The 23,798-nt window shown below is 57.0% G+C and carries 15 protein-coding genes and 2 pseudogenes; 11 read left to right on the forward strand and 6 right to left on the reverse strand.

Annotated features, from left to right (window positions below):
• Positions 1 to 18 precede the first annotated feature (18 nt).
• The 5 genes from mgrA to IB266_RS24610 form a co-directional block, all read right to left on the reverse strand.
• Complete coding sequence (gene mgrA, locus IB266_RS24590) at positions 19 to 1,023, reverse strand: L-glyceraldehyde 3-phosphate reductase (protein ID WP_192262977.1); 1,005 nt, start codon at positions 1,021 to 1,023, stop codon at positions 19 to 21.
• Positions 1,020 to 2,093 (reverse strand): ABC transporter substrate-binding protein, encoded by a 1,074-nt coding sequence (locus IB266_RS24595; RefSeq protein WP_192262979.1) that lies wholly within the window; start codon positions 2,091 to 2,093, stop codon positions 1,020 to 1,022. The genes mgrA and IB266_RS24595 overlap by 4 nt, the downstream gene beginning before the upstream one ends.
• Entirely contained in the window at positions 2,090 to 2,914 is an 825-nt protein-coding gene (locus IB266_RS24600; RefSeq protein WP_192262987.1) for a TauD/TfdA family dioxygenase, read from the reverse strand. Before IB266_RS24600 ends, IB266_RS24595 begins: the two co-directional genes overlap by 4 nt.
• A gap of 25 nt (positions 2,915 to 2,939) precedes the next feature.
• Positions 2,940 to 5,138: a TonB-dependent receptor gene (locus IB266_RS24605; protein ID WP_192262989.1), complete on the reverse strand. Its 2,199-nt coding sequence runs from the start codon at positions 5,136 to 5,138 to the stop codon at positions 2,940 to 2,942.
• 227 nt (positions 5,139 to 5,365) lie between these two features.
• Positions 5,366 to 7,954: a glycoside hydrolase family 3 C-terminal domain-containing protein gene (locus IB266_RS24610; RefSeq protein WP_192262991.1), complete on the reverse strand. Its 2,589-nt coding sequence runs from the start codon at positions 7,952 to 7,954 to the stop codon at positions 5,366 to 5,368.
• Between the two features lie 184 nt (positions 7,955 to 8,138).
• Here IB266_RS24610 and IB266_RS24615 point away from each other — a divergent pair, with 184 nt between their 5' ends.
• Positions 8,139 to 9,095 carry a LysR family transcriptional regulator gene (locus IB266_RS24615; RefSeq protein WP_192262993.1) on the forward strand — a complete coding sequence of 319 codons (957 nt, stop codon included), beginning with the start codon at positions 8,139 to 8,141 and terminating at the stop codon, positions 9,093 to 9,095.
• 48 nt (positions 9,096 to 9,143) lie between these two features.
• Complete coding sequence (locus tag IB266_RS24620) at positions 9,144 to 10,313, forward strand: MFS transporter (protein WP_192262995.1); 1,170 nt, start codon at positions 9,144 to 9,146, stop codon at positions 10,311 to 10,313.
• A 265-nt stretch (positions 10,314 to 10,578) separates the two neighbouring features.
• Here IB266_RS24620 and IB266_RS24625 read toward each other — a convergent pair whose 3' ends face one another.
• Positions 10,579 to 11,238 (reverse strand): TetR/AcrR family transcriptional regulator, encoded by a 660-nt coding sequence (locus tag IB266_RS24625; RefSeq protein WP_192262997.1) that lies wholly within the window; start codon positions 11,236 to 11,238, stop codon positions 10,579 to 10,581.
• A 94-nt stretch (positions 11,239 to 11,332) separates the two neighbouring features.
• Between IB266_RS24625 and IB266_RS24630 the strand changes: the two genes are divergently transcribed.
• From IB266_RS24630 to IB266_RS24670, 9 genes and pseudogenes are all read left to right on the forward strand, one after another.
• Complete coding sequence (locus tag IB266_RS24630) at positions 11,333 to 12,061, forward strand: nitroreductase family protein (protein WP_192262999.1); 729 nt, start codon at positions 11,333 to 11,335, stop codon at positions 12,059 to 12,061.
• Between the two features lie 269 nt (positions 12,062 to 12,330).
• Complete coding sequence (locus tag IB266_RS24635) at positions 12,331 to 13,764, forward strand: efflux transporter outer membrane subunit (protein WP_192263001.1); 1,434 nt, start codon at positions 12,331 to 12,333, stop codon at positions 13,762 to 13,764.
• Positions 13,757 to 14,851 (forward strand): efflux RND transporter periplasmic adaptor subunit, encoded by a 1,095-nt coding sequence (locus IB266_RS24640; protein ID WP_192263003.1) that lies wholly within the window; start codon positions 13,757 to 13,759, stop codon positions 14,849 to 14,851. The genes IB266_RS24635 and IB266_RS24640 overlap by 8 nt, the downstream gene beginning before the upstream one ends.
• 3 nt (positions 14,852 to 14,854) lie before the next feature.
• The gene (locus IB266_RS24645; RefSeq protein ID WP_192263005.1) at positions 14,855 to 17,938 is read left to right on the forward strand and encodes an efflux RND transporter permease subunit; all 3,084 of its coding nucleotides are present in this window, start codon (positions 14,855 to 14,857) and stop codon (positions 17,936 to 17,938) included.
• 118 nt (positions 17,939 to 18,056) lie between these two features.
• Positions 18,057 to 18,522 (forward strand): annotated as a pseudogene (locus IB266_RS24650) (integrase); the annotation flags it as partial.
• Between the two features lie 144 nt (positions 18,523 to 18,666).
• Positions 18,667 to 19,104: pseudogene (locus tag IB266_RS24655) on the forward strand (asparagine synthase-related protein); the annotation flags it as partial.
• A 136-nt stretch (positions 19,105 to 19,240) separates the two neighbouring features.
• Positions 19,241 to 20,374, forward strand: a complete 1,134-nt coding sequence (locus IB266_RS24660) for an MFS transporter (RefSeq protein WP_225613642.1) — start codon at positions 19,241 to 19,243, stop codon at positions 20,372 to 20,374.
• 1,127 nt (positions 20,375 to 21,501) lie between these two features.
• On the forward strand, positions 21,502 to 22,587 hold the full coding sequence (locus IB266_RS24665) for a DUF262 domain-containing protein (RefSeq protein ID WP_192263009.1): 1,086 nt from the start codon (positions 21,502 to 21,504) through the stop codon (positions 22,585 to 22,587).
• Positions 22,574 to 23,542 carry a hypothetical protein gene (locus IB266_RS24670; RefSeq protein WP_192263011.1) on the forward strand — a complete coding sequence of 323 codons (969 nt, stop codon included), beginning with the start codon at positions 22,574 to 22,576 and terminating at the stop codon, positions 23,540 to 23,542. Before IB266_RS24665 ends, IB266_RS24670 begins: the two co-directional genes overlap by 14 nt.
• Positions 23,543 to 23,798: the final 256 nt, after the last annotated feature.

The raw sequence follows: 23,798 nt of genomic DNA on the forward strand, positions 1-23,798 counted from the left end.
CAGATCTGGTGGGCCGAATCAGGTATCGGCCAATTGTGCTAACTCCTCTGCTGTGAATTCCAGATTGGTTAGGGCTTGCAGGTTTTCGATCAATTGCTCAGGTGTGCTGACACCCACCAGCACCGAGGTGATCCGCGGGTCGCGCAGGGTCCAGGAAAGCGCCAGTTGCGAGAGGGTCTGCCCGCGGCGAGTCGCCACATTTTCAAAGGACTGAATACGCGTGTGCAGACTGTCGTTTAACGCTTGCTCCGGCAAATAGCGGCTGCCCTTGCCAATGCGCGAGTCCGCAGGGATCCCATGGGCGTACTTGCCCGAGAGCAGCCCCTGAGCCAGCGGCGAAAAGCTGATCACCCCAGCCCCGCGATCCTGCGCCCCTTGCAGCACGCCGTTGGTTTCGATGCTGCGGTCCAGCAAGTTGTACAGCGGTTGCTGCAGCACCAGCGGCACTTGGCGCTCGTTCAACAGTACGGCGATCTCATCGGCTTGCTGTGCTGAGTAAGAAGAAATCCCCACGTACAGAGCCTTGCCCTGGCGGACCACGCTGGCCAGCGCGTCAGCGGTTTCTTCCAGCGGTGTATCGGGGTCGAAACGGTGGGAGTAGAAGACATCCACGTAGTCCAGGCCCAGCCGGGCCAGGCTCTGATCGAGGCTGGCGAGCAGGTATTTGCGTGAGCTGCCGCCCTGACCGTAAGGGCCCGGCCACATGTCCCAGCCGGCCTTGGTTGAGATGATCAATTCATCACGATGGGCGCCGAAGTCCTGTCGCAACAACCGGCCCAGATTACTTTCGGCGCTGCCATAGGGCACGCCGTAGTTGTTGGCGAGGTCGAAGTGAGTGATGCCGTGATCGAACGCGGTACGCAGAATGTTGCGCTGGCGCGTCAGCGGTGTGTCGTCGCCGAAATTGTGCCAGAGCCCGAGCGACAGTGCTGGCAACAACAAGCCATTGCGCCCGGCGCGCCGGTAATCACGGCCCTGATAGCGTTGCGGGTCGGCGGTGTAAGGGGTCAGCGGTTGACTCATTGTGCAGTGTCCTTGGTGGTCGTCCAACGGTATTCGCTCGCCGGTTTCCAGGCATCAGTGAGCTGGGTTTGCTGCAGGGCCTGCTTGAGAATGGAAGGCTCGACCCACTGGTCGACATCGAACGGTTTGCGGATCAGCCGGGCGTCCGTGGCCAGTTGCACGTCTTTGCGCAGCACGCTCAGGTAGTGCTCGTCCAGCAGGGGCGAATAGATAAAACCCAGATCGCCGCCCGCCAGTGCCTCGGTCAGTACCGCGGGAGGGTAAGCCGACTGTTCGACGCTGAGGTCGATCTGCGCCTGGCGATTTTTTTCCTGCGAGAGCCAGTCCAGTGCCTGGGCCACCACCTCGACCAGTCTTTGTGTAGCTTGTGGATGGGCGTCGATAAAAGCCTGAGTCACGATCAGTCCGCCTTGTCCCGCGCCCCGGCCATTGAGTTGCTGACTGCCCAACGGAATTTCGATCAAGCCCTTCTGCTTCAGCGCAAACAGCCGCGCCGGCGCCCAGCTGGCGTCGATCTGCCGCGCCGCCAGGGCGCCGTTGACCGCGTTAAAATCAAGGTTGATCAACTTAACGTCACGCTCCTGCAAACCTGCGCTGGCGAGGACGTCGATCAAGGCGAGATGGTCGGCGGTGCCGCGCAGAATTCCCACACGCTTGCCTTTCAGGTCTTCGATGCGCTGAATCCCGGAGCCGGGAACCACGCCGAGGTAACCGTTGGTGGCGCGGCCCGTGGCCATGAGCAAACGGGTCTGCAAGCCACTGGCACGGCCGATGATCGAGGCCAGGTCACCAAGAAACGCCACGTCCAGTTGATCGTTGGACATGGCTTCATTGATCATCGGGCCGGCGCCCTTGAAGAAGTGCCATTGCACTTTGATGCCTTCGGCGGCAAAGGCGTCTTCAAGCATGTGCCGGGTGTACAGCACATCGGCCACCGGACCACCGCTGACTTTCGCCCCCGCGCTCAAATCCGGGCCGGCGATGCGAATGGTCAACCCCTCCGCGTGCGCCAGCGCCATCAATGCTGTCAGTGGCAACACCAGCCAATATTTCAATCCGCGCAACTTCATACAGGTCTTGCCTCTTCCAATACCGCCGCGCGCCGCACCCGACGGCGTGCCGGAAAGTAGTCGGCCACTGCAAGGTGCTGCGTGCTGCGGTTGTCCCAAATCGCCACGGTATTTTTCTTCCAGCGCCAGCGCATCTGAAATTCCGGGATCTGCAGATGCTGCAGCAGTAACGCCAACAGGTGCTCGGACTCCAGGCGCGACACACCGGCGATGTGCGTGGTGAAGGCGCGGTTGACGTAAATCGACTTGTTGCCCGACACCGGATGTGTGCGAATCACCGGGTGCTGGGTCGGTCGCGGCATCACACGCCGCAGACGCTCCAGCCCCTCAATGTCCAACGCCGTATCCGGGCTTCTCGCGTTGCAGAAGTCGTGAATCGCGCTGAGCTTGTCGAACACATCCTGCAGCGGTGCCGATAACGCGCGGTAGGCGGCCTCGGTGTCGATCCACAGGGTATCGCCCCCGACCTCGGGGATTTCCTCGGCATAAAGAATGCCCAATTTCAGCGGTCGTTCGGCGAAGGTCACGTCGGCGTGCCAAGTGTCGTTGGCACCCTTGTTTTTGTCGTCGTAGGCGAAGACCACCAGTTCACGCACCGCCGGGTCGGCTTCGAACACGGGGTGGACGTGCAGTTCACCGAGGCGTTCGGCAAAGGCTTTTTGTTGCGCGGCGCTCCAGTGCTGGTCTTCGAAGAACAGTACTTTATGCGCCACCAGCGCCGCTTCGATCTGCGCCAGGGTCGCGTCGTTGACAGAGGCCAGGTCGATGCCACTGACACGGGCGCCGAGCAGCGGGTTCACACGTTCCACGTTCAAGCTCATGGTTGTTGCTCCAGCCTTGGAAGGATCAGAAATCTTTGCGCAGTTGCACGCCGAAGTAGCGCTCATCGTCACGGGGAACCACGCGGGTCGTGCTGGCTCCCGACGACAGCACGGGTGAGTAGGACTTGTCGGCGAGGTTCTTGCCGATGAACGCTACGCGCCAACCGGCGTTGTAATCCGCAAGGGCGATGCTGGCGCCCCACAGGCCGAAAGCGCCCTGCACGCTGTTGGGGTTCTGGTCGAGGCTGTATTTCACCTCGCCCTGCCAGCTGTAATCGGTGCCCAGTTCCACGTCCCAGCCGTTTTCCAGCGGGATGGTGTAGTCCGCCCGTACATAACTTTTCCAGTCGGGGGTAAAGGGCAACGGTTTGCCGTTGATGTTGCAACTGGCGGCGGCGCCTGCCGGGCATTCGAAGGCGTCGATACGCGCCCGGGTGTAGGCCAGCGCACCGGAAATTTTCAGTTGCTGGGTCGCCTGCAGCGCATAGTCGAGTTCGACGCCTTCACTGGTCACGGAGCCGGCATTGATCAGGCGAGTCACCACCGAGGTGCCGACCACGTCGAAAAAGTTCGCCTGGTAGTTGTCGTATTTGGAATGGAACACCGCCAGGTTGGCGGTCAGGCGATTGTTCCAGGCGCTGCTCTTGAGGCCCAGTTCATAGGTGTCGGAGGTTTCCGGATCGAGGGGTTCGAGGTCCACTGCCTGCATGTTGAAGTAGACGTTGTAGGCCGGTCCCTTGTAGCCCCGCGAGTACGTCACGTAGGACGTGAGGTTGTCGTTGATGTCGTATTGCAAGCCAACGCGCCCGGACACGCCGGAGTCGTCATGTGAACCCTTGCTGGCGAAAGATGGGCGCACGGAGTTGACTTCAACGGCTGAGGTGGAGACACGTCGATGGGCGTATTCGATCTCGTCCAGCGTCCAGCGCAGACCGAAGATCCCGCGCAGGTCGTCACGAAAGTTCAGGGTCGTTTCGCCAAACACTGCATAGCTGTTGTTGGTGGCGCTGTAGTCGGCGCGTCCGCTGTTGGCTACGGATCTGTTGACCGAAAGTCGCCGGTAGGTTTCTTCAGACTTGCCATGGAAGAGGTAGGTCCCAAGCACATATTCGGCGAACTGCCCCTTGGGCGATGTCAGGCGCAACTCCTGGCTGAACTGATCGTAGTCCACCTCGCCTTTGTCGTGCACAGCGGAGACGGGCAAGGCCGCCAGAAAGTCGTTATCCTGATATTGGGTGTTGTCCCAGCCTCGCCATGCACTGATCGACGTCAAGGTGTAATCGGCCAACGACCAGTCCGCTTGCAGCGACAAGCCGCGATTGGTGTCTTCGACGTAGGTCTTGTAGTCGCTCTTGATCTTGCGGTTATCGTTGCCCGGCACCACCGGCGATATTGCCGCGGCCACTGCGGCGCTGGGTTTGACCAGCACCGATGGCGTATCGTTTTCGCCGTCGCTGTAATCGCCGATCAAGGTGAACTTGAGGTCATCCTGGGGCTGGAATTGCAATTTACCGCGCACGCCTTTGCGCTCGTAACCGTTGGTATCGTGACCATTGACGACGTTTTCGACATTGCCGTCGTACTCGCCAAACGAGGTGGTGAGCGAGCCCTTGAGCGTTTCGTTCAAGCGCCCGCCGAGGCCAAAGCGCATGCGGTTTTCGTTGCCGCCGCCGAAGTGCGAGTAATCGACATAGCCGTGTGGCTCGTCCTGGATGTCGCGGGTGACGATGTTGAGCACACCGGCTGAAGCGTTCTTGCCGAACAGCGTGCCCTGAGGGCCGCGCAGCACTTCAATGCGATCCACGTCCAACAGGTCCAGGGTCGACTGGCCCGGACGGGCGTAGACCACGCCGTCGATCACCGTCGCAACACTCGGCTCGACGCCGGGGGAAGTGGAGATGGTGCCGATGCCCCGCACGAACAGCGAGCTGTCCTTGTTGGATGCGCTGGTGCGGTAATTCAACGTCGGAATCTGCTGAACGATCGAGCCGACACTGTTGCGGTTGTCGCGCTCCAGTTGTTCGCCATCCACCACCGTGACCGCGACGGGGACCTTTTGCAGCGACTCTTCACGGCGAGTGGCGGTGACCGTGACGGACTTGAGCGTCGGTGCCGCCTGGCTGTCTTTTTCGGCAGTCGGCTCGGCGCTCTGGGCGTAGGCACTGGGCAGGCACAACAGCCCGAGCAGGGCGCCTCGGTGGAGGGTGCTGGTGATTGGCTTCATCGATCTGATCCCCTGGTGTTTTCTAATGGCAGCCGCTGAGGCACTCGCCGACGCTCGAGGCGTACGGTCGGTGTTGTGGCTTCCCGTGATCGGGTCAGGTCGTCAAGTGGCAAGGCAAGGTGGTGGGCGGGAGCACGGTTGCTCCCGTCGGACGCTGTTTTAGCAGCGGAGCACGCCGGCTGTACAAGCCGAAAATCGCATGCCCCTCATGCATGGCGCGTCTGACGCTACTCGAGGCGTGCGCTGACCGTGGCCGTGAGCAGGATTTCGCGGGAAGAATCACCCACCTGCACGGCGTAGCGACCGGGCAGAACCTGCCAGCGCTGCTGGTCGGGATCGAAGGTCGAGAACGCTCGCTGATCCAGCTCGAATGCCACTTCGCGGCGTTCACCGGGTTGCAGGTAGAGACTGTCGAAAGCCTTGAGCAATGGCGTCGGCAGGTGCGCCGATAATGGATGACGCAGGTACAGTTGCGGCACCACGGTCCCGGCGCGTGGGCCGGTGTTGGTCACGGTGAAGCGCACTTGCAGCGCTTTCAAGCCCTTGAAGGTGCCATCGGCAGCGGGCTTCGCGATCTCGAACCGGGGGGCGGAGAGGGTCAGGTCGGCATACGCGAAGCGGGTGTAGGACAACCCGAAGCCAAACGGGTAGGCCGCTGCCGGTGCGGTGTCGCGATTGTGGTGGCGATAACCGGTGGCCAGGCCTTCCGGATATCGCGCCACGGCGTTGATTCCAGGGAAACTGCTGAGCGCCGAAGTGGCCAGGTCCGCATCGCGCACCGGGAACGACACCGGCAGTCGTCCGGACGGGTTGATCTCCCCGAGCAGTACCCGAGCAATGGCCGCGCCCGCGCGAGTGCCGCCGTACCAGGCTTCGAGCACCGCCGGCACCTGCGCTTGCCAAGGCAGGGTGACGGCACTGCCCGTGGTCAGCACCACCACTGTGCGCGGGTTGGCGGATGCGACGGCTTTGATCAGGCGGTTCTGGTCATTCGGCAGGTCGAGGCTCGGTCGATCGTTGGCTTCGCTGGCCAGATCCCGCGCCAGCACAATCACCACATCCGCTTGCCGTGCAGCCTCGACCGCCGCCTGCATGCTTGAGTCCAGCACGCTATCGGGCGCCAACAGGCCGACTTTCAAGTGGCTGCCCGTGGCCAACGGCTGGTGTTCCAGGGCGATCCGATGCAGGCCGGCGCTGAGCGCAATAGAACGCTGGACCCGACCGTCCGAACGTGTTGAATCGAGCTTCAGCACCGTTTCGCCGTCAATCTGCAAACGGGCCTGCCCCGCCCCGACCAGGTCCACGCCATAGTCGCCATCGGCGCTGATCCGCAGCCATCCTTGCCACTGAACTGAGCGGACATTGGCGGGCGGCAGTTGATAACGGGACACGCTGGATAAAGCGAAATCCTCAAACCCCCGTGATGGGGTGAAACACAGGCAAGCGTCAATCCGTTTCAACGTCTGCTTGTCCGTCGTGCGGTAGATCGTCTGAATCCCCGGCGTGCCCTGCGTGTCGGCCTGAAGCATGGCCGTTGGCAGCGGCGGATAACCCGGCGCCACCGACACAGCAGATACCGCATCGGTGCCCGGCTCGAACACAATGCGCGTCGATGGCAGCCTGTCGCGCAGCGCTTGCAACAGCGTGTCCTTGCCCTCCACCGCCGGATTGGCCGGGCCACCGGCTGTGCGGGTGTCGGCGGCGCTGGCTCCGATCACGGCCAAAGTGCCGATGTCCGATGCCAGTGGCAGCAGATCGTGACTGTTCTTCAGCAGCACAATGCTGCGCTCGGCGACCTGTTGCGCCTGGACGGCGTGGGCTCGCAAATCGGTGGCGGTGCGTTGCGGCGGGTGGTCGAAAATACCGTAGCGCATCATGGTTTCGAGGATGCGCAACACCGCCCGGTCCACCGCTGATTCAGGGAATTGTCCAGAGCGAACCGCCGCGATCAGGCGCTGGCCGAATTGGCTCTCGACGCGAAACTCCTGATCCACGCCGATCCTTAGCGAGTCCATGCTGTGGCTGGCGCCGGCGTCTGTGCGCACAATGCCGTTGAAGCCCCACTGCGTGCGCAACAGTTTCTCGATCAGGTCCCGGTCATCGCAGGCGTGTACGCCGTTGATCTTGTTGTACGCACACATCACCATCGCGACCTTGCCGTCCTGCACCACGTCCTGAAACGGTGCCAGGTACAACTCGTTGAGGGTGCGCCGATCAATTCTTGCGTCGACCGTCAGCCGGTCCTTTTCCACCGTATTGACCGCGAAGTGCTTGGCATCGGCCAGTACCTGATGGCGCTGCACGCCCTGGACATACGCGGTAGCCATCGCCGAGACCAGCACCGGGTCTTCGCCGAAGGATTCGTGGGCCCGTCCATGACGTGGATCGCGCAGCACATCGACGTTAGGGCCGTGGATCACGCCGTAACCGAGGTCGCGGGTTTCGCCACCGATCACCTCGCCATAAGCCAGCGCCAAAGGTCGGGAAAACGTTGCCGCCAGGGCGACCGAGGCCGGCATCTGGGTCACCGCTGTGCTGCCAATCATGATCCCGCTGGGCGTGTCGCCCTGGGTCATGGCTGGAATACCTAGACGCGGATTGCCTTCGACGTAGACCTGCCACTGCTGATTGCCCTCGACTTTGCTGCCATAGCCGTAGAGCAACGCCGACTTTTCTTCCAGGGTCATGGCGCCGAGCAGTTGCCGGGCTCGGGTGGCCGGGGAGTGGGATGGGTCGAGCCAAGGTGATTGCGCGGCAGCCACGGGTAACGCGCAGGCGCTCAGCAGAAACGCCAGTGCACGGAATGGGGAAGGCATGTCGATAAGGTCCTTAAGCGGCGGAATCGGCAAGGAGAGATATGGTTATAAAAAAATGATATTTAAAGTCAAAAAGTTATTAATGTACTTTCTACTCGCCTGCTGTAGTCAGGGATATAGCCCGCACCCCTACGCCTTGTGAAACGCATTCTATGCATCACCGTCATTCCCTATGAGACTGGCCATGGACCTGCATCAACTTCGACACTTCCTTGCGCTTGCCGAGCATGGCAATTTCACCCGGGCGGCAGAGGCCACGTTCATTACCCAGTCGGCCTTCAGTCGCAGCATTCAGGCGCTGGAGCAAAACCTCGGCTGTCAGTTGGTGGAGCGCGGCACCGGCGGTCGTGGTTTTGCACTGACGGCCCAGGGCCGAGCGTTGCGCGTCCGTGCCCGCGAGATCATCGACGAGGTCAGCAGCTTGCGCGCCGACATCCTCGGCCTGGAGCAAGAGCCGGCGCCGCTACTGAGCCTGGGCTGCGGTCCGTTACCTGCTGCTCGCCTGGTCCCTGCCGCACTGGCTGAATTCGTTGATCTCAACCGCGATACCCGCATAGACCTGCGCGTCGATGCGCCGGACGTGCTCAAGGAGTGCCTGGACAACGGTGAGATCGAATTTTTGATCGCCGACCTGCGGCATATCGAAACCAGCAAAGGCTACGTCACTCAGGCCTTGCGCCCGAGGCGCTTCCAGTTGTTCTGCCGCCGGCATCACCCCTTGCAGACGGCGAATGACCTGTCTTTTCGCGCACTGGCCGACTACCCGCTGGCCTGTTCGTCACTGCCCGCCGAGCTACGGGTGCTGCTGTCTGAACGCGCCGGCAGAGATTTATTGCCGATCAATATGGAATGCAAACACACCGATATCCTCATCCAGATGGTGACCAGTTCCGACTTGGTGGGCATTGCGGCGGAAGACGTGGTGGCCCACCTGGTGTCGCACGGCATCGTCGAACGCTTGAGCTTCGTCGATGCGCCGCAAGGGCTTCTGATCGGCGGTACGTGTTTCGGAGTGGTTTACCGGGCTGACCGGCGACTGTCCAGGCGGGCTATGGACGTTATCGAAACCATCGGCCGTATCGACGCCACCTACATTGCAACCGATCTAGCCACGGCACAAACATTTGATCTGGCCATCTAGCTGGCTGCTCGGCACAGAGAGTCCCGGCGGGATCGCGGGTGGGCACGAATGGAAAATACCAGTATTGAGTGCACCGACAAACAACGCTGGTTTGCGCTCACCAAGATAAACACGCTCTCGGCCCTGTCGCAGATCGTGCAGATTGGTACCGTCACTCCGTTGCTGTCGCTTTCGCTGGAGCAGCAAGGGGTTGAGCCGGCAAAGATCGGGGTGATTGTCAGTGCCTCGTGGTTGGCGATCCTGCTGCTCTACAAATGGGTTCCGCGCTTTCTGGCCCACCTGGGGCTCGTCAAGGCGAATATCCTCAGCGCAGCGCTGACGATTGCTGCGCTGATCGGTATGACCTTGACGACCCATTTGGTACTGATTTTTTCGCTGAACTTCGTGCTCGGTATTGGCTTGATCCTGCGCTGGATTGCCTGCGATACGTGGATCGTCGCGGTCGCCTCGAAAGACGAGCGCGGGCGTGCGATCGGCGTACATGAGACCTTGATGGGCCTGGGTATTGCTGTCGGCCCGCTGCTTTTGGTTGTATTTGGCGTGGGGAGCGCTGCGCCCTACTACGCCAGTGCGGCGATCGTGTTGGTGTCGGGCGCGCTGGCATTAACCCTCAAGGCGTACGATACGCAACCGCAAACCCCGGCGGAAAAACGCCATGGCAAGTTGTTCAGCGTCATTCCGACGGCACTGTGTGGCGCGTTTATCGCAGGTTTTTCGGAGACCTCATCTGTGTCGTTTCTTGCAGGCTACAGCCTATCGGCCGGCTATCTGTTGACCGCCGCTACCTTGCTGATATCGGTGTTCGGCATTGGAGGCACCGTTCTGCAACTACCTATCGGCTGGATGGCCGACCGCAGTTCCTACAAAGTCGGTCAATTAGTCTGCGGCTCGATACTTTTGCTGGGCACGCTGGCCATTCCGCTCAGCCAGCCGCTTCCTTGGTTGGCGACGATTATCGTGTTCCTCTGGGGGGGCGCCATTGGCGGCATGAACACCCTGGCCGTGATCGAGGCGGGAGACCGGGTTGGCGAACATCAAGTGTCCACCGCAATGACGGCGATTGCGATGTTCTACACCTTGGGGAGCGTATTGGGGCCCATCGCCACAGGTGCGACAGTGTCATACATCAGCGAGCATGGACTGATGATCTCGGTGGGGATCGTGGGTGCGGTTTTCATTGCGATGTTGATTTTGCGTAGAGTCCCTGCACGGGAGTGAGTTGCGTTGGTACCCTTGTCTATCCCTGAAAGCTTACTGAATCTCAGGCACAAAAAAGACGTCCGTGGACGTGGCTGGAGAACATTTTTACACACTCTGGACCAGAAGCAGCCGGTCGGAGTAGCAAGCTTCTATCGCCCTTGCTCGTCAGGTATATATCTAATGAATATTCATAAGGCTCATCGGTCTTGTTGAATATCGTGTCTTGAACCATCTCCTTAGGACCTCGAATCATTTCATTGCCACTGACGTCACAACAAACTCTTCAATGATGTCCGCAAGAAGCTTTTAGATTTTGTCCTTGATTTTCCGTTTGCCTGTAAAGATAGTTTTCAAGCAGGGCGACAACCTCAGTAATAAAGCTCTGATGGCCCAGCAATTGTGGTCGATCAGCGGTAACAGTGTGGATGATCGCATGCGCAGCGATGCCCATCAGGTAAATCGAAAGATCCGGATCGGGAACATTCTTCATGAAAGGCCTCAGTACGTCTGAGAACTGTCGCTGCAGATGGTCTTTCTCATCATCTGCCTGCCGAACGGTACGTGGTAGCTCTTCATGAATAGCCTTATGAAGAGCAGGCGCGATGCGATGCTCAGCGACGATCATTTCTACGATCATTGTCAGCGCCTCTCGAAGAGACGGCTGCCCTGGCAAAATTTCCAAAGCGTTAAGCAGATCAGTTCGCGTTGCAGCGACATGACGTCGCTGTAACTCTGCGATAACGGCTTCCTTATTCGGGAAGAACTGGTATAGCGAACCAATGTTGACGCCCGCGCGCTCTGCAATCGCATTGGTCGTCAGGCCTTCCCAACCGACCTTGGTCAAAATGTAAGTCGCCGCTTGAATAATCGCTTCGACAGTTGCGCGGGAGCGTGCCTGGGCCGGGAGTTTACGCGGGTTTACGGTCGTTCGGCTTTTGCTCATGGGCTGCTCCAGAACGCGAGTTTTTAAAATATAAGCTTTAACTTACGATTTGAAACAAGGAAACACAACACTCTTCACGAATCGAGAACATCTAATGAATACACAAGACCCGGTACTCCCTTGGGACGGCTTTCAGGCAGCGAACCGCTTTCGCAGGGCAATCCGTAAATTCAACTCGACGACGATTCCCGAAGATGAAGTTTATGCGTTGCTCGCTGAAGCGGCTTTTGCACCTTCCAGCGGGAACATGCAACCGTACGAGCTGCACTGGGTTCGAGAGCCGGCCTTGAAAGCCAGAGTCGCTGCGGCCTGCAATGGACAGAAAGCGGCTGCGTCAGCGGCAGACTTTATTGTCGTAGTGGCGAGCCCCGCGCTAGGCCTGCGTACCGCTAAGGCTCAGCTTGCGCATGTTGAAAGCTCGGCGGCGCTGGGCCCCGACTCGAAGGTTTATTACCGCAAGCAAATAGGTATGTTTCAGAAAATTCTGGGGCTGGGTTCTTCGACACTCTGGTCACCGCTGGTTTTGCTCGCTGCGCTAATTCGTCCGACGTTATCGCTGATTCCCATAGGGCACATCGGCGGTCGTCAGTGGGCTGCGCGCAATGCGATTTTCGCTGCTCAAACAATCATGCTCGGCGCGGCTGCGAAAGGGATCGACTCCTGTCCGATGGAGGGTTTTTCCGCGTCGCAGGTAGCCAAACTTCTCAGCCTTCCTCGGGGCGCTGTGATTCCGCTGGTGATTGCACTTGGATATCGCGCGGATGACGCAAGGATTGAGGAGCGGTGGCGCTACCCCATCAACGATATCGTGGTTTCGCACTAGAGCTTACTTAGAGGGGCGCAGGCGCCTTTCCCTGCCTGACTGACGTAGACCTGAATATTCCGTGGTTGCTTTGAAAGCAAAGGATAAATCGCGATTGTCCTCTACCAGTCGACTTCATGATCGACGTGGCCGGCTACGGCCGTTGCGACTGTCATTAGCGTCTTAACGTGCTTTATTTTCGGTTATCTGAGATGACTTCCAGAATCATAAGTAATGCCAGTCATGCTGAGAATGGTTCGTCCGAGTGGGTGTGGTACTGGCGTTTGATGATGTATGCATTCGCCGCGTCCATGTTGGTATCCGGTGGTTGTTCGTTGCAGCCGGCCTACACCAAACCGACCCTGTCGACACCCTCCGTGTGGTCTGAAAAGTCAGGCGCCGCGAACAGTCAGCATTCGCCGGCATCGAAGCCCTGGTGGCACGACCTGGGAGACGATGCTGTCGACAAACTGATCGATGCGGCGTTCGCTGACAACCCAACTTTGCTCCAGGCGCTTATGCGTATCGACGAAGCACGGGCGACGCTGGGAGTGAGTACCGCCGCTACGCTGCCAACCATTAATGCAAGCGCCAGCTTGACGCGAGATCAAAGCCAGAACACGTCTCCTTTTTCTTCTAGCACGACCGCGCTTAGCACCTCGGCTTCGGCGGGGCCGAGCTTCAGCTGGGAGGTTGATCTCTTCGGGCGGGTTCGAGAGTCGGTTGAGGCCTCCCAAAACCGCCTTGATGCCCGCACGGCTGATGCTGCCTCAACGCGACTGACTCTGGCAGCCGATGTGGCGAATGATGTGTTGACCCTGCGTGCCTGCGAGAACAGTCGGCGTGTGCTGGTTGAGGACATCGCTTCCCGGGAAAAGACCCTGGCGCTGACGCGACGTCGTCTTCAAAGTGGCTTTGCTGCTGCGGTTGACGAGGCTCGTATACTCACCGGGCTTGCGACGTCCCGTACCAATCTGGCGACTCAGCAAGAACAGTGCACCCGCCAGGTGAACGCTTTGGTCGCCCTCAGTGGCCAGCGTTCGAGCAGGGTTCAGGCGCTGGTAGGCGTTGCACCGTCGATGCCGGATGCGGTGCCTGTGTTCATGCCTAGAGCACCGGCAGCTGTACCTGAAGTGCCTGCGACCGTACTGGCGCAACACCCCGATGTCATCTCGGCCGAGCGAGAGGTCGCCGCAGCCTGGGCGGATATTGCTGTCGCCCGCGCCGATCGCCTGCCGCGCATTGATCTGACGGCAGCCTTGACCGGTCAATGGGTCCGAGCCGCAGGCTCCAGCCTTGATTTCAACACGTGGTCCATAGGTCCCAGCCTTACCGGCACGCTGTTCGACGGCGGTGCGGGCGCTGCGAATGTAAAGGTCGCCGACGCTCGGTACCGGCGTGCCGTAGCCAGCTTGCAAAGTACATTGCGCACGACCGTTCAGGACGTGGAAAACGCCATCGCTGCTCAGGCATCGGCCGAATCCCGAGTCTTGTCGACCCGTGAAGGGGAGATCGCCGCTCGCACCACACTGCAGGCCAGCGATGCTCAGTGGAAGGTCGGCGCCGTCAGCTTGTTCGAGCTCGAAGACAGCCGTCGCCAGTTCGCCTCTGCACAGGATGCGCAGATTTCTGCGCGTCGCGATCAGGCTCAGGCCTGGATATCTCTAGTCAAAGCTACCGGCGCAGCTATCGCCCTCATTCCGGATAACACATCCCATGAATAACTTGTCTTTTGCATTTGCTGGCGTCGGCCGCAAGTCAATGAGCATCGTTGCCCTTTGCGCCAGCGTGATGGTGGGCGGCGTCTTTTTTTTCGTCTCTGATGCCGCCGTTACTCCGGCGCCAATCCAGCCTGCCAGAGCCCTGACGATCACTACCGCTACTGCGAACCGGGTCCAATGGCCAACAACCTTCCAAGCCAGTGGTGCTATTGCGCCTTGGGAAGAGGCTGTCATCGGCGCTCAGGTATCGGGTTTGAGACTGGCTGAAATCCTCGTGAACGTGGGTGATCGCGTGAGGCGTGGGCAACTGCTGGCGACTTTCGATGCAGACCTGTTGGGGGCCGACGAGTCGCGTCTCAAGACTTCCTGGCAACAGGCCGAAGTCAACCGCCAGCGTGCTTTGCAACTCAAGGGCACGGGCGGCATGAGCGAACAGGACGTGCTTGAGTACGTGACTCAGGCTGGCGTTGCGAAGGCATTGCTACAGAGCACCCTGTTGCAACTGCGTTACGCCAAAGTGATAGCGCCTGACGATGGCGTTATCAGCGGCCGCAGTGCCACGGTGGGCTCGGTATACAGCAATGGGCAAGAGTTATTCCGCATGATTCGCCAAAATCGATTGGAGTGGCGTGGCGAGCTGACTGCCGTACAACTGTCCCAAGTAAAACCCGGTCAGCACATCAACCTGATATTACCAGACGGTACCTCAGCCGAAGCTGTGGTACGCCAGCTGGCGCCAAGCCTGGACGGCCAGACGAGGCTCGGCATGGTCTATGCCGACATTGAGCCCGGCAGCATGGCTCGGGCGGGCATGTACCCGCAGGGCACGGTTGAATTGGCTGAACGCTCCGCTGTCGTCGTACCTGCTGCGAGCGTGGTGATCCGTGATGGTCGTAGCTATGTTCCCAAGTTGCTCGAGGGGGAGCGGATCGTCATGCAGGCAGTGACGGTGGGGCGTCGGCAAAATACCGAAGTGGAGATCGTTTCCGGCATTCATGTCGGCGACAAGGTGGCCGTGCAGGGCGCCGGCTTCTTGAACGAAGGTGATTGGGTGCATGTCGCCGCAACACCTGCTGCAGCGCAGGAGTAGACAATGAACTTTGCCACTTGGTCGATCCGTAATCCGATTCCCTCCATCCTGCTCTTCATCCTGCTTTCCCTGGCCGGAATCCTTGGCTTTCGTGCCTTGCCAATCGCCAACATGCCGGACATTGACCTGCCAACGGTCGTCATCTCTCTGACACAGCCAGGTGCAGCGCCCGCCCAAATGGAGACTGAGGTCGCACGTAAGGTCGAGGATTCCCTGGCGACGTTGTCAGGCATCAAGCACATCAGCACATCCATCGTCGACGGATTGGTCACGATTAACGTTGAGTTCATCCTCGAGAAAAAACTCTCCGATGCCCTGATTGAAACCAAAGATGCGGTGGACAAAGTTCGTTCCGATTTGCCTACCGACCTGGAGCAACCCTCGATCAGTGCGGTGCGGGTGGGCGGAGATGAAGCGACCTTGCTATACGCCGTGGCCTCTACGCGAATGGACGAAGAGGCACTGTCCTGGTTTGTGGACGACACCCTTAATAAGACCATCCTGGGCGTGCCCGGTATCGGCAAGTTCGAACGGGTCGGCGGTGTCCAGCGGCAAGTGCTGGTAGAAGTGGACCCCGCGAGCCTCGCCGCTATGGGGGCAACAGCCGCCGATGTATCACGGGCCTTGAAAACGGTTGAGCAAGAGTCCTCCGGCGGGAAAGGCCAGGTGGGTGGTACTGAGCAGGCGGTGCGCACCATCGCGACAGTACGCACGGCTGCGGAATTGAACAGCCTGCCCGTGGTGCTCGACAATGGTCGCCGCATCAACCTGGACCAGGTAGCGGTGGTTAAGGACCGCTATGCGGACCGCACCCAGATCGCCACGCTCGATGGCAAACCCGTTGTCGGATTCAGGATTTTCCGCGCCAAGGATTTTGACGAAACGCGCGTGGCAGCCGGTGTGGCCGAAGCGCTCGACAAGCTTCACAGCGCTGATCCAGGCCTCAGCTTTACCAAGGTTTCTGGAACGGTGGACTACACGCATGAGCAGTACGAAGGATCGATGCACATGCTCTACGAGGGGGCTTTATTGGCCGTCCTGGTGGTTTGGTGGTTCCTGCGCGACTGGCGTGCAACGCTGATCTCTGCCTCTGCTTTACCCTTGTCTATCCTGCCTACGTTCCTGGTCATGAGTTGGCTTGGCTATTCGCTCAACACTCTGACCCTTCTGGCGTTGGCAGTCATTGTGGGTATTTTGGTGGACGACGCTATTGTCGAGATTGAGAACATCGAGCGCCACAGTCGTATGGGCAAACCGATCAAACAGGCAGCCGGTGATGCGGTGACTGAAATTGCCTTGGCGGTGATGGCGACCACCATGACCCTGGTGGTGGTGTTTTTGCCAACCGCCATGATGAGTGGCATACCCGGACTGTTCTTCAAGCAGTTCGGCTGGACAGCGGTGGTGGCGGTGCTCTCGTCACTGCTTGTGGCCAGGGTGCTGACCCCAATGATGGCGGCCTACCTGCTCAAGACCCATAGCGGTCAAATGGAGTCCAAGGACGGTGTGCTGATGACACGCTACCTTGGCGCAGTGCGCTGGTGCCTCACCCATCGCCGCCTCACGTTGTTAGGTACGGTCCTCGTTTTCGCGGCTTCGATAGCGGTGGTGCCGCTGCTTGAGACAGGGCTGATGCCAGCCTCCGATAAGGGGTATAGCAATATCAATATTGAACTACCCCCTGGCAGTAATCTGGCTGCTACCCGAGTCACGACGGAGGCGGTGAGTCACTCAATCGGAAGGATTCCTGGCATCGAGCATGTAATGACTACCGTGGGGGTCGCTCAACCGGCGGGGCGCGGTCAGATACAAGCGGCAGAATTACGCAGGGCTACTATGACGTTGGTGCTTTCCCCTCGCGGCACGCGTCCAGCCCAGGCTGACATCGAGAACCAGATACGTGTCGCGCTGCTCGATGTGCCGGGTGCCCGGTTCTCAATGGGCTCCGGCGGTCTGGGAGAGAAACTGTCGCTCATTCTCTCCAGTGACGACAAAGCAGCGCTGAAAACTACGGCGCAGGCGCTGGAGCGGCAACTGCGCGATGTACCAGGGCTTGCCAACATCACCTCCACGGCAAGCTTGGAGCGCCCCGAGATCATCGTGCGCCCCGACGCTCAGCAGGCAGCGGAACGTGGTGTGACTACATCAACCATTGGTGAAACGGTTCGCATTGCAACCAATGGGGACTTTGACGCAAAAATGGCCAAGCTAAATCTGGACAACCGTCAGGTGGCGATTCAGGTACGCATTCCAGATACCTCAAGACAAGATCTGGACACGATAGCTAATCTTCGGGTTCGCGGCCGCGACGGCTTGATCCCGCTATCCAGCGTTGCCAGTCTGGCGGTAGAGAGTGGCCCTACGCAGATCGACCGTTATGACCGTCGCAGGTACGCCACGGTCACTGCTGACCTGGGCGGCATGCCGTTAGGACAGGCGCTGAACCTGGCTAAAGCTTTACCCGCGATCCAGGCAATGCCCACCAGCGTCAAGCTGATCGAAACCGGTGATGCGGAAATCATGGCTGAGCTGATGGGTGGATTCGGCATGGCCATTGTTATTGGGTTGTTCTGCGTGTACTGCGTCCTGGTGCTTCTATTCCGTGACTTCTTCCAGCCGCTGACCATCCTCTTCGCCATCCCGCTTTCGGTGGGTGGGGCCTTTGTCGCACTGCTCGTGACCCGAGGCATGCTAAGCCTGCCGTCCATGATAGGTCTTGTGATGTTGATGGGCATTGTGACCAAAAACTCTATCCTGCTAGTAGAGTACGCGGTGATGGGCATTCATCAGCAACGTCTATCCGTTTTCGAAGCGTTGGTTAACGCATGTCACAAACGTGTCCGGCCTATTGTCATGACGACATTGGCGATGATCGCTGGCATGCTGCCAATTGCGCTGGGTCTGGGGGCTGATGCCAGCTTCCGTCAACCCATGGCCATCGCCGTTATTGGTGGATTGATTACCTCAACGGCTCTGAGCTTACTAGTGGTACCTGTAGCGTTCACCTATATAGATGACCTGGAACGCTTACTGAGTCGCTGGTTCTCTCCCCAAGGAGATAAAGAAAAGGGCATGCCCTCCTTTTAGTCTCGTGCGCCACCCTGGAGCTTTGGTTCAAGCTGCAAACTATCTGGGAGGATTTCGTGATTTTGATCTCTCGTTTCTAATCGGCCTCCCAAACACCATCGATACTGCATCACTTACTCCTGAAGCGATCTTGGCGGACCTGCCTCGGCTGCAACGAGAGGCCCAATGGCTGGGCAAGATCAGTATCCAGGATGGCACCAAAGGTGGTCGGCCAGGCGCATCGGCACCGGGTTGGATTGCGGTCATGGATCAAGTCCGCGGTGCCTCGATAGGGCCATGGAGGTCTCACCCAAGGGCTGTCGAAATGTGTTGGCGCCGGACGAAAGCTACAAAGTCTTCATACAAAAAATCGTGCGGCCGGCACGGGACATTCTGCATGAGCAGGGATTGAAAGGCTTTCATGAACTGCGTGCGGCTTACGCCTGTGAGCGCTATGAGCAACTGACTGGTGTTACTGCCCCATTAGTGGCGGTCGTGATCACCGAGAAGATCGAGAGCTTGATCAGCATGTCCGTCAGCAGATCAGTCACGAGTTAGGGCGTAACTGCATTGATGTGGTCAGCTCCTACATCGGGGTGCGTTGATGAAGTTTGAGTTCGACATGGTGTTATTTCTGAGCCCGGTGCTCAAAGGTGCGCACGCCACGCGGCAGTGGCGCATTGCCAATGACTCTTTTAAATCATGGTGCACCTTTTTGGAATGCAATGGCTCGCATATAAATAATTTCGGTGCAGTCCCTGCTGGGCCGCAAGGGCCGTATGAGCATGGCGGTGGGGCTCGAACTTCGGGTGCCGTTCTGTGATCACCGGTTGGTGGAGTATCCCTTCAATGTTCCCTGGGAAATAGAAACCTTCGACGGCTGGGAGAAGAGTAACTTGCGTGCGGCGGCACGGGACTTGCTCCCGGATTCCATCGTGCAACGTATCAAAAACCCTTATCCAGCAACCCAGGATCCGGCCTACGAAAAAGAATTGAGTTCGGCCATGTCCAGTATTGCGGTGGACCCGAATGCACCAGTGCGCCAGCTATTGGACCTGGGCCGAGTCAAGGACACACTGGGCAGGGAGGCGGGGAAAGTCTCCCCGTTGCACGAACGAATGGGCACGGAGCGGGTGGCGGGCATGAACAGTTGGCTCGCCGAGTATGATGTGTCCGTGGATATCTAACGTAGAAGGTGTCGAACCCACCCGCGCAGCGCCGGCGACGCGAGTGGGTTCACGATGACTCAAAACTGAACAGGGATGGACATTACCGATGGTCAGCTCAGCCTTGCGGATATGGTGTGCAGTCAGTGTGCTGTGTATGGCCTCATTCACGATGGTGACGTCCGAGTTTGCCCCTATTGGTTTGTTGTCGCAGATATCATCTGACCTGGGTCAAACCCCGTCCACCGTCGGGCTGACGGTGACGTTGTACGCATGGATCGGGGCTGCCAGCGGCTTGCTATCCAACTGGCTGAACCGCTGGGTTCCCCGCAAGACGCTGCTGATCGCGTTGATGCTGATACTGGCCGTATCCAACGGCCTGGCGGCGTTATCCCCCGAATTTTCGACGCTGCTAGGCGCTCGCGCCTTCGGCGCATTGGCTCATGGTGTGTTCTGGGCAATCGTGGCTGCCACTGCCGCGCATATTGTGCCCCTGCATCGCATGGGGCTAGCCACTTCGATCGTGTTGGGCGGCATTACGATCGCCACGGTCATGGGCGTTCCGTTGATCAATCTGGTGGGCCAATACGATGGTTGGCGCACGGCCTTTGTTTGCCTGGCGTTGATGTGTGTTGCCAGCGCTGGTGCGATAGCACTGGTGCTTCCCTCCATGCAGATTCATTCGCTTGCCAGGGGGGGCGGTTTTGCAGCGGTACTGCGGCGTAAGGACCTGTTGATCACTTACGTCATCACCGGGTTGACTGCGGCTGCGCATTTTGGTGCCTACACTTTTGTCGAGCCGTTTATTGGCCAGGTACCTGGGATTACGGCGTACTTGATTGCTGTCTTGCTGTTCGCCTTCGGGGCCGCAGGTTTCCTGGGCAATCTGCTTAGTGCGCTCTTTATTGATCGCTACTTGAGCGCTTTCATTCTGATAGCGTTGATTGCGATGGCATTGGCCTTGGTTACCTTGGGTATTTACGGTCCTCTTCTGGGTATCGCGCCGGTGCTTATCTTGCTGGTGATCTGGGGGGTGGCCATTTCCGCTTTGTTTACCGGCCTGCAGACTTGGGTCTTGAGGATTGCCGGTGATCACACGGTACCGGCCACAGCAATCCATACAGCTGTACTGAATAGCGCGATCGGGCTGGGTGTGATTATCGGCGGAGGAGCGCTGAATGTGGCCGGCTTCAAGGGGGCGATGCTATCGGCCAGCGTGGTGATTGTCCCTGCCATCGTCCTGATGGTTGCCGCAGGCGTTCGCGCTCGGACAGAACCGGTGTTCTTGTGAAGCGGGAGGACGTAGTCCTTGTCTTTGGGTTTGACCGTCTTGAGCGGACGGTCCGAGAGGCGGGCAGTTTGAGCGCACATGGGATGAGCACCAGGGCGCCTTTTGGTATTCCCAGGATTAGTCCCAGGTAGCCGGAATATCACTGGGAATACCGGGATGGCTGGAACTCAAAAAACCGTTGCGGACCTAAAAAGTGGTGTAAGTCCTTGATTTAATGGATTTCAGGCACAAAAAAAGACGTCCGTGGACGTCTTTAGATGCCGGGGTAATTTGAATCAACCTTATATCTTATTGATTATTATGATGAATATCTTTTTTTTATTTTGATTGGAATACCAAAAGGAATACCTCACGAAATAGCATCCCATTGCCCCCGATTGTATTCGATCAGAACACCTTGCTTCGCACCGATGATAAGCCGTGATCTTCTTACCGCTGTCGAGATAACCCGCAGCACTCGCTCTGAATAGGAATGTGGCAACAGGCCGAAACTGGCCGAGATTGCGTAAAAACGTTTTCCTCCCCCATCGGCGCAAAGAGTCAGCTCAAAAATGTGTCCCAATTCTAGGTCTGTTACCTGAGCAAACACTGACAGATTTCACGTGGCGACGGAAATCTCAAGACCATGGATGCGTTTTTGCACACTCTGGGGCCAAAGTAGCCGTTCCGCTCAGGAGGCTGCTAAATTCGAAAAACGGGCAGTTCGCCGACGAAAGCTTAGCAGTGATATTTCATTGTAGAGTGATCTGAACGCCAGCCTAACCCCATGTCCGTCTGGCTAATGGGGCCGCTCCGATGGTGCTGTACCGTCCCCATCGGTATCCTAGTGTGATTTTTTGAAAAACCGGTTTTCTTTTCGTGAAAAAACCAAATTTATCAATAGGTTACCCTGTTTATCATGGGTGACTTATTTCGTAATCAGTACACTAGGGGCAAACGGGAAACCATCTCGATGCCGCAGCAAACGTTGCGTACACCCCACGACGCCTTCAGAGTTGGCGGAATAGACGCGCGAGTGTTGTATGGTGATGGGGTGCTTTACCGAGCAGGTGGGCAGCAGTGGAATAAATCAGCTAAAAAATTAAGCATGTAAAGTAAATTAACTATTAAATATAAAGTTGGTACTTATGAATCGAACTCTCACTACGCAAGATATTAGTTGGTTTTTGGATATTCACAGCAGAGGGCTTCTTAATTTAACTCCTCCTTATCAGCGGCGCAGCGTATGGTCTCCTAGAGATCAGAGGTTCTTCATAGACACTATATTAAACAATTATCCTGCACCGCCAATTTTTCTTCATAAAACGTTAGATACTGAAGGAAAAGCTACATATCATGTCGTCGATGGAAAGCAGCGGCTGCAGACGATATTGGATTTTACCAACAATAAAGTCAGAATTCCGGACGATTTTTCCGATATAAATATCCAAAAGCTGCGATGGAAAGATCTCGGTAAAAGCACAAAAGAACTTTTCTGGAACTATGTTCTTATTGTTGAAATGCTCCCAGATGTGAGTGACTCAGCTATCAGGAATATATTCGAGCGTATCAACCGTAATTCTAGAAAGCTGACCGCGCAAGAACTAAGGCATGCGAAGTACGACGGATGGTTCATAAATTTTGTTGAGGTCGAAGCTGCGAAAGTCGAGTGGAAAGCAACCGGGGTTGTTACGACTGCAAGAACTAAGCGTATGGCCGATGTGCAGTTCTTGTCGGAATTATTTGCAATCATATTGAGTGGGAAAATTCTTGGATTCGATCAAGATCGATTAGATGAATTATATGCTGAGTATGAAGAGGTTGACGAGTTGGCGTTGTTTGTTGAAGAGGACTTTGTCTCAGGGGTTGAACGAACCAAAAACGTTATATCAAAAATGCTCGCAATAAAACCAGACATATTGGACTTTACTAAAGTGCAAAGTCATTTTTATTCTCTGTGGGCTTATGTTTACCTAACAAATAAAAGTGACGCTGATGACTTGGTGTCGTTGGCGGAAAACTACACTGCTTTCATGTTGGCGGTGAACTCAATCGTAGCAGATAATCAAGCGAATATTACAGGGCTGGCGGGAAGCCCTATTTTAGAACACGCGACGCAATATGCGTATAATTCTAGAGGAGCAAGTACTGACCTCGCCCCGCGTACCAAACGACATGCAGCACTATTGCATGCTTTCGGAGATGCTGGAGCAGTCGAATATGAAAATAGTTAAAAATATTCGAGATTTGTATTCGGGTTGTATGCCTAGATACAAGCTGCTAGAAAATGAAGTTAATCAGATACTTAAGCCTTTGGTAGAAAATGAGGGTTGGTTTTTCATTTCCAGAGTAAAGGGCTTGGAAAGCTTTGCGCTTAAGATTGAGACCGGTCGAGTTTCATCCCCAGAATCCATGGAGGATTTTTTTGGTTGTACTGTTGTAGTTCCAACGTTAGGACATATAGAGCAGGCCGAGCTTTTGATTCTCAATAATTACGATCTTAAATATCGGAGGCCAGAGAACGATGTAACGACACATAAAGCCCCGTCTAACTTCACGTTCGACGATTTACGCGTTTATGTAGAAAGACGTCCGCTCATTAGTGGTCGGGATCCAGAGCTTGTTGGTATGTTATTTGAAGTTCAAATAAAGACAGTGTTACAGCATGCCTGGACCGTGGCAACACATGATTTGATATATAAAAGCAATACAGTAAATTGGCCGTTGGAACGTATAGCATTTCAGGTAAAAGCAATGCTTGAACATGCGGAAGTTGCTATCTCCGAGGCTAACAGATTGGCGGATGCACCCGCTGTTGCTAAGAGAGATAAAAATACTATTGGCATGCTAACGTTAATAGAGCAAATCAAGAGAATTTGGTCGGCGGAACGATTGCCTACAGATGTAAAGCGACTTGCCGATACAATTCACGCGCTTTTACAAGCATGTGATTTAATGCCGGAGGATTTTCAGGATCTGATCATGAATGAAAAATTAAGGATTGGTGTTCTGCCTACTGATCTTTCTCCGTACGCGATGACTGTGCAGGCGTTAGCTAATAAAGATGGGCTAGATCTAAGCCATAAAATCAGTCGAAGGCATATTCGGACGAAGTTAGTAATACACAGTGGTATGGATTTGCCTAAATGGATGCGTATAGCGCAACCTAAAATCGTTGATTTGGGCTAAAAAAAGGGCGGGCGGACACCAGTAAGCGCAGGCTGTTGAACTAGGTCTGTATTTCGACGAAACCATGCACTCGACTGGTGCTTTAGTCCCGTTGAAGCGATTATAAATGGTATCTGGCGGGTGTTCCGTGGATCAGATACAGCCATAGTTCGACGCAAACTGATATTGAGGACAGCGTGGCCGTCAAGTCGGCAATGGATGCATTCGAAGCCGCCTGTAAGGAATCTACGCAGGCTCATCCTCTCGCCCCCGGAGA

It is taken from the genome of Pseudomonas sp. Pdm06 (assembly GCF_014851795.1).
Lineage (GTDB): Bacteria > Pseudomonadota > Gammaproteobacteria > Pseudomonadales > Pseudomonadaceae > Aquipseudomonas > Aquipseudomonas fluorescens_AA.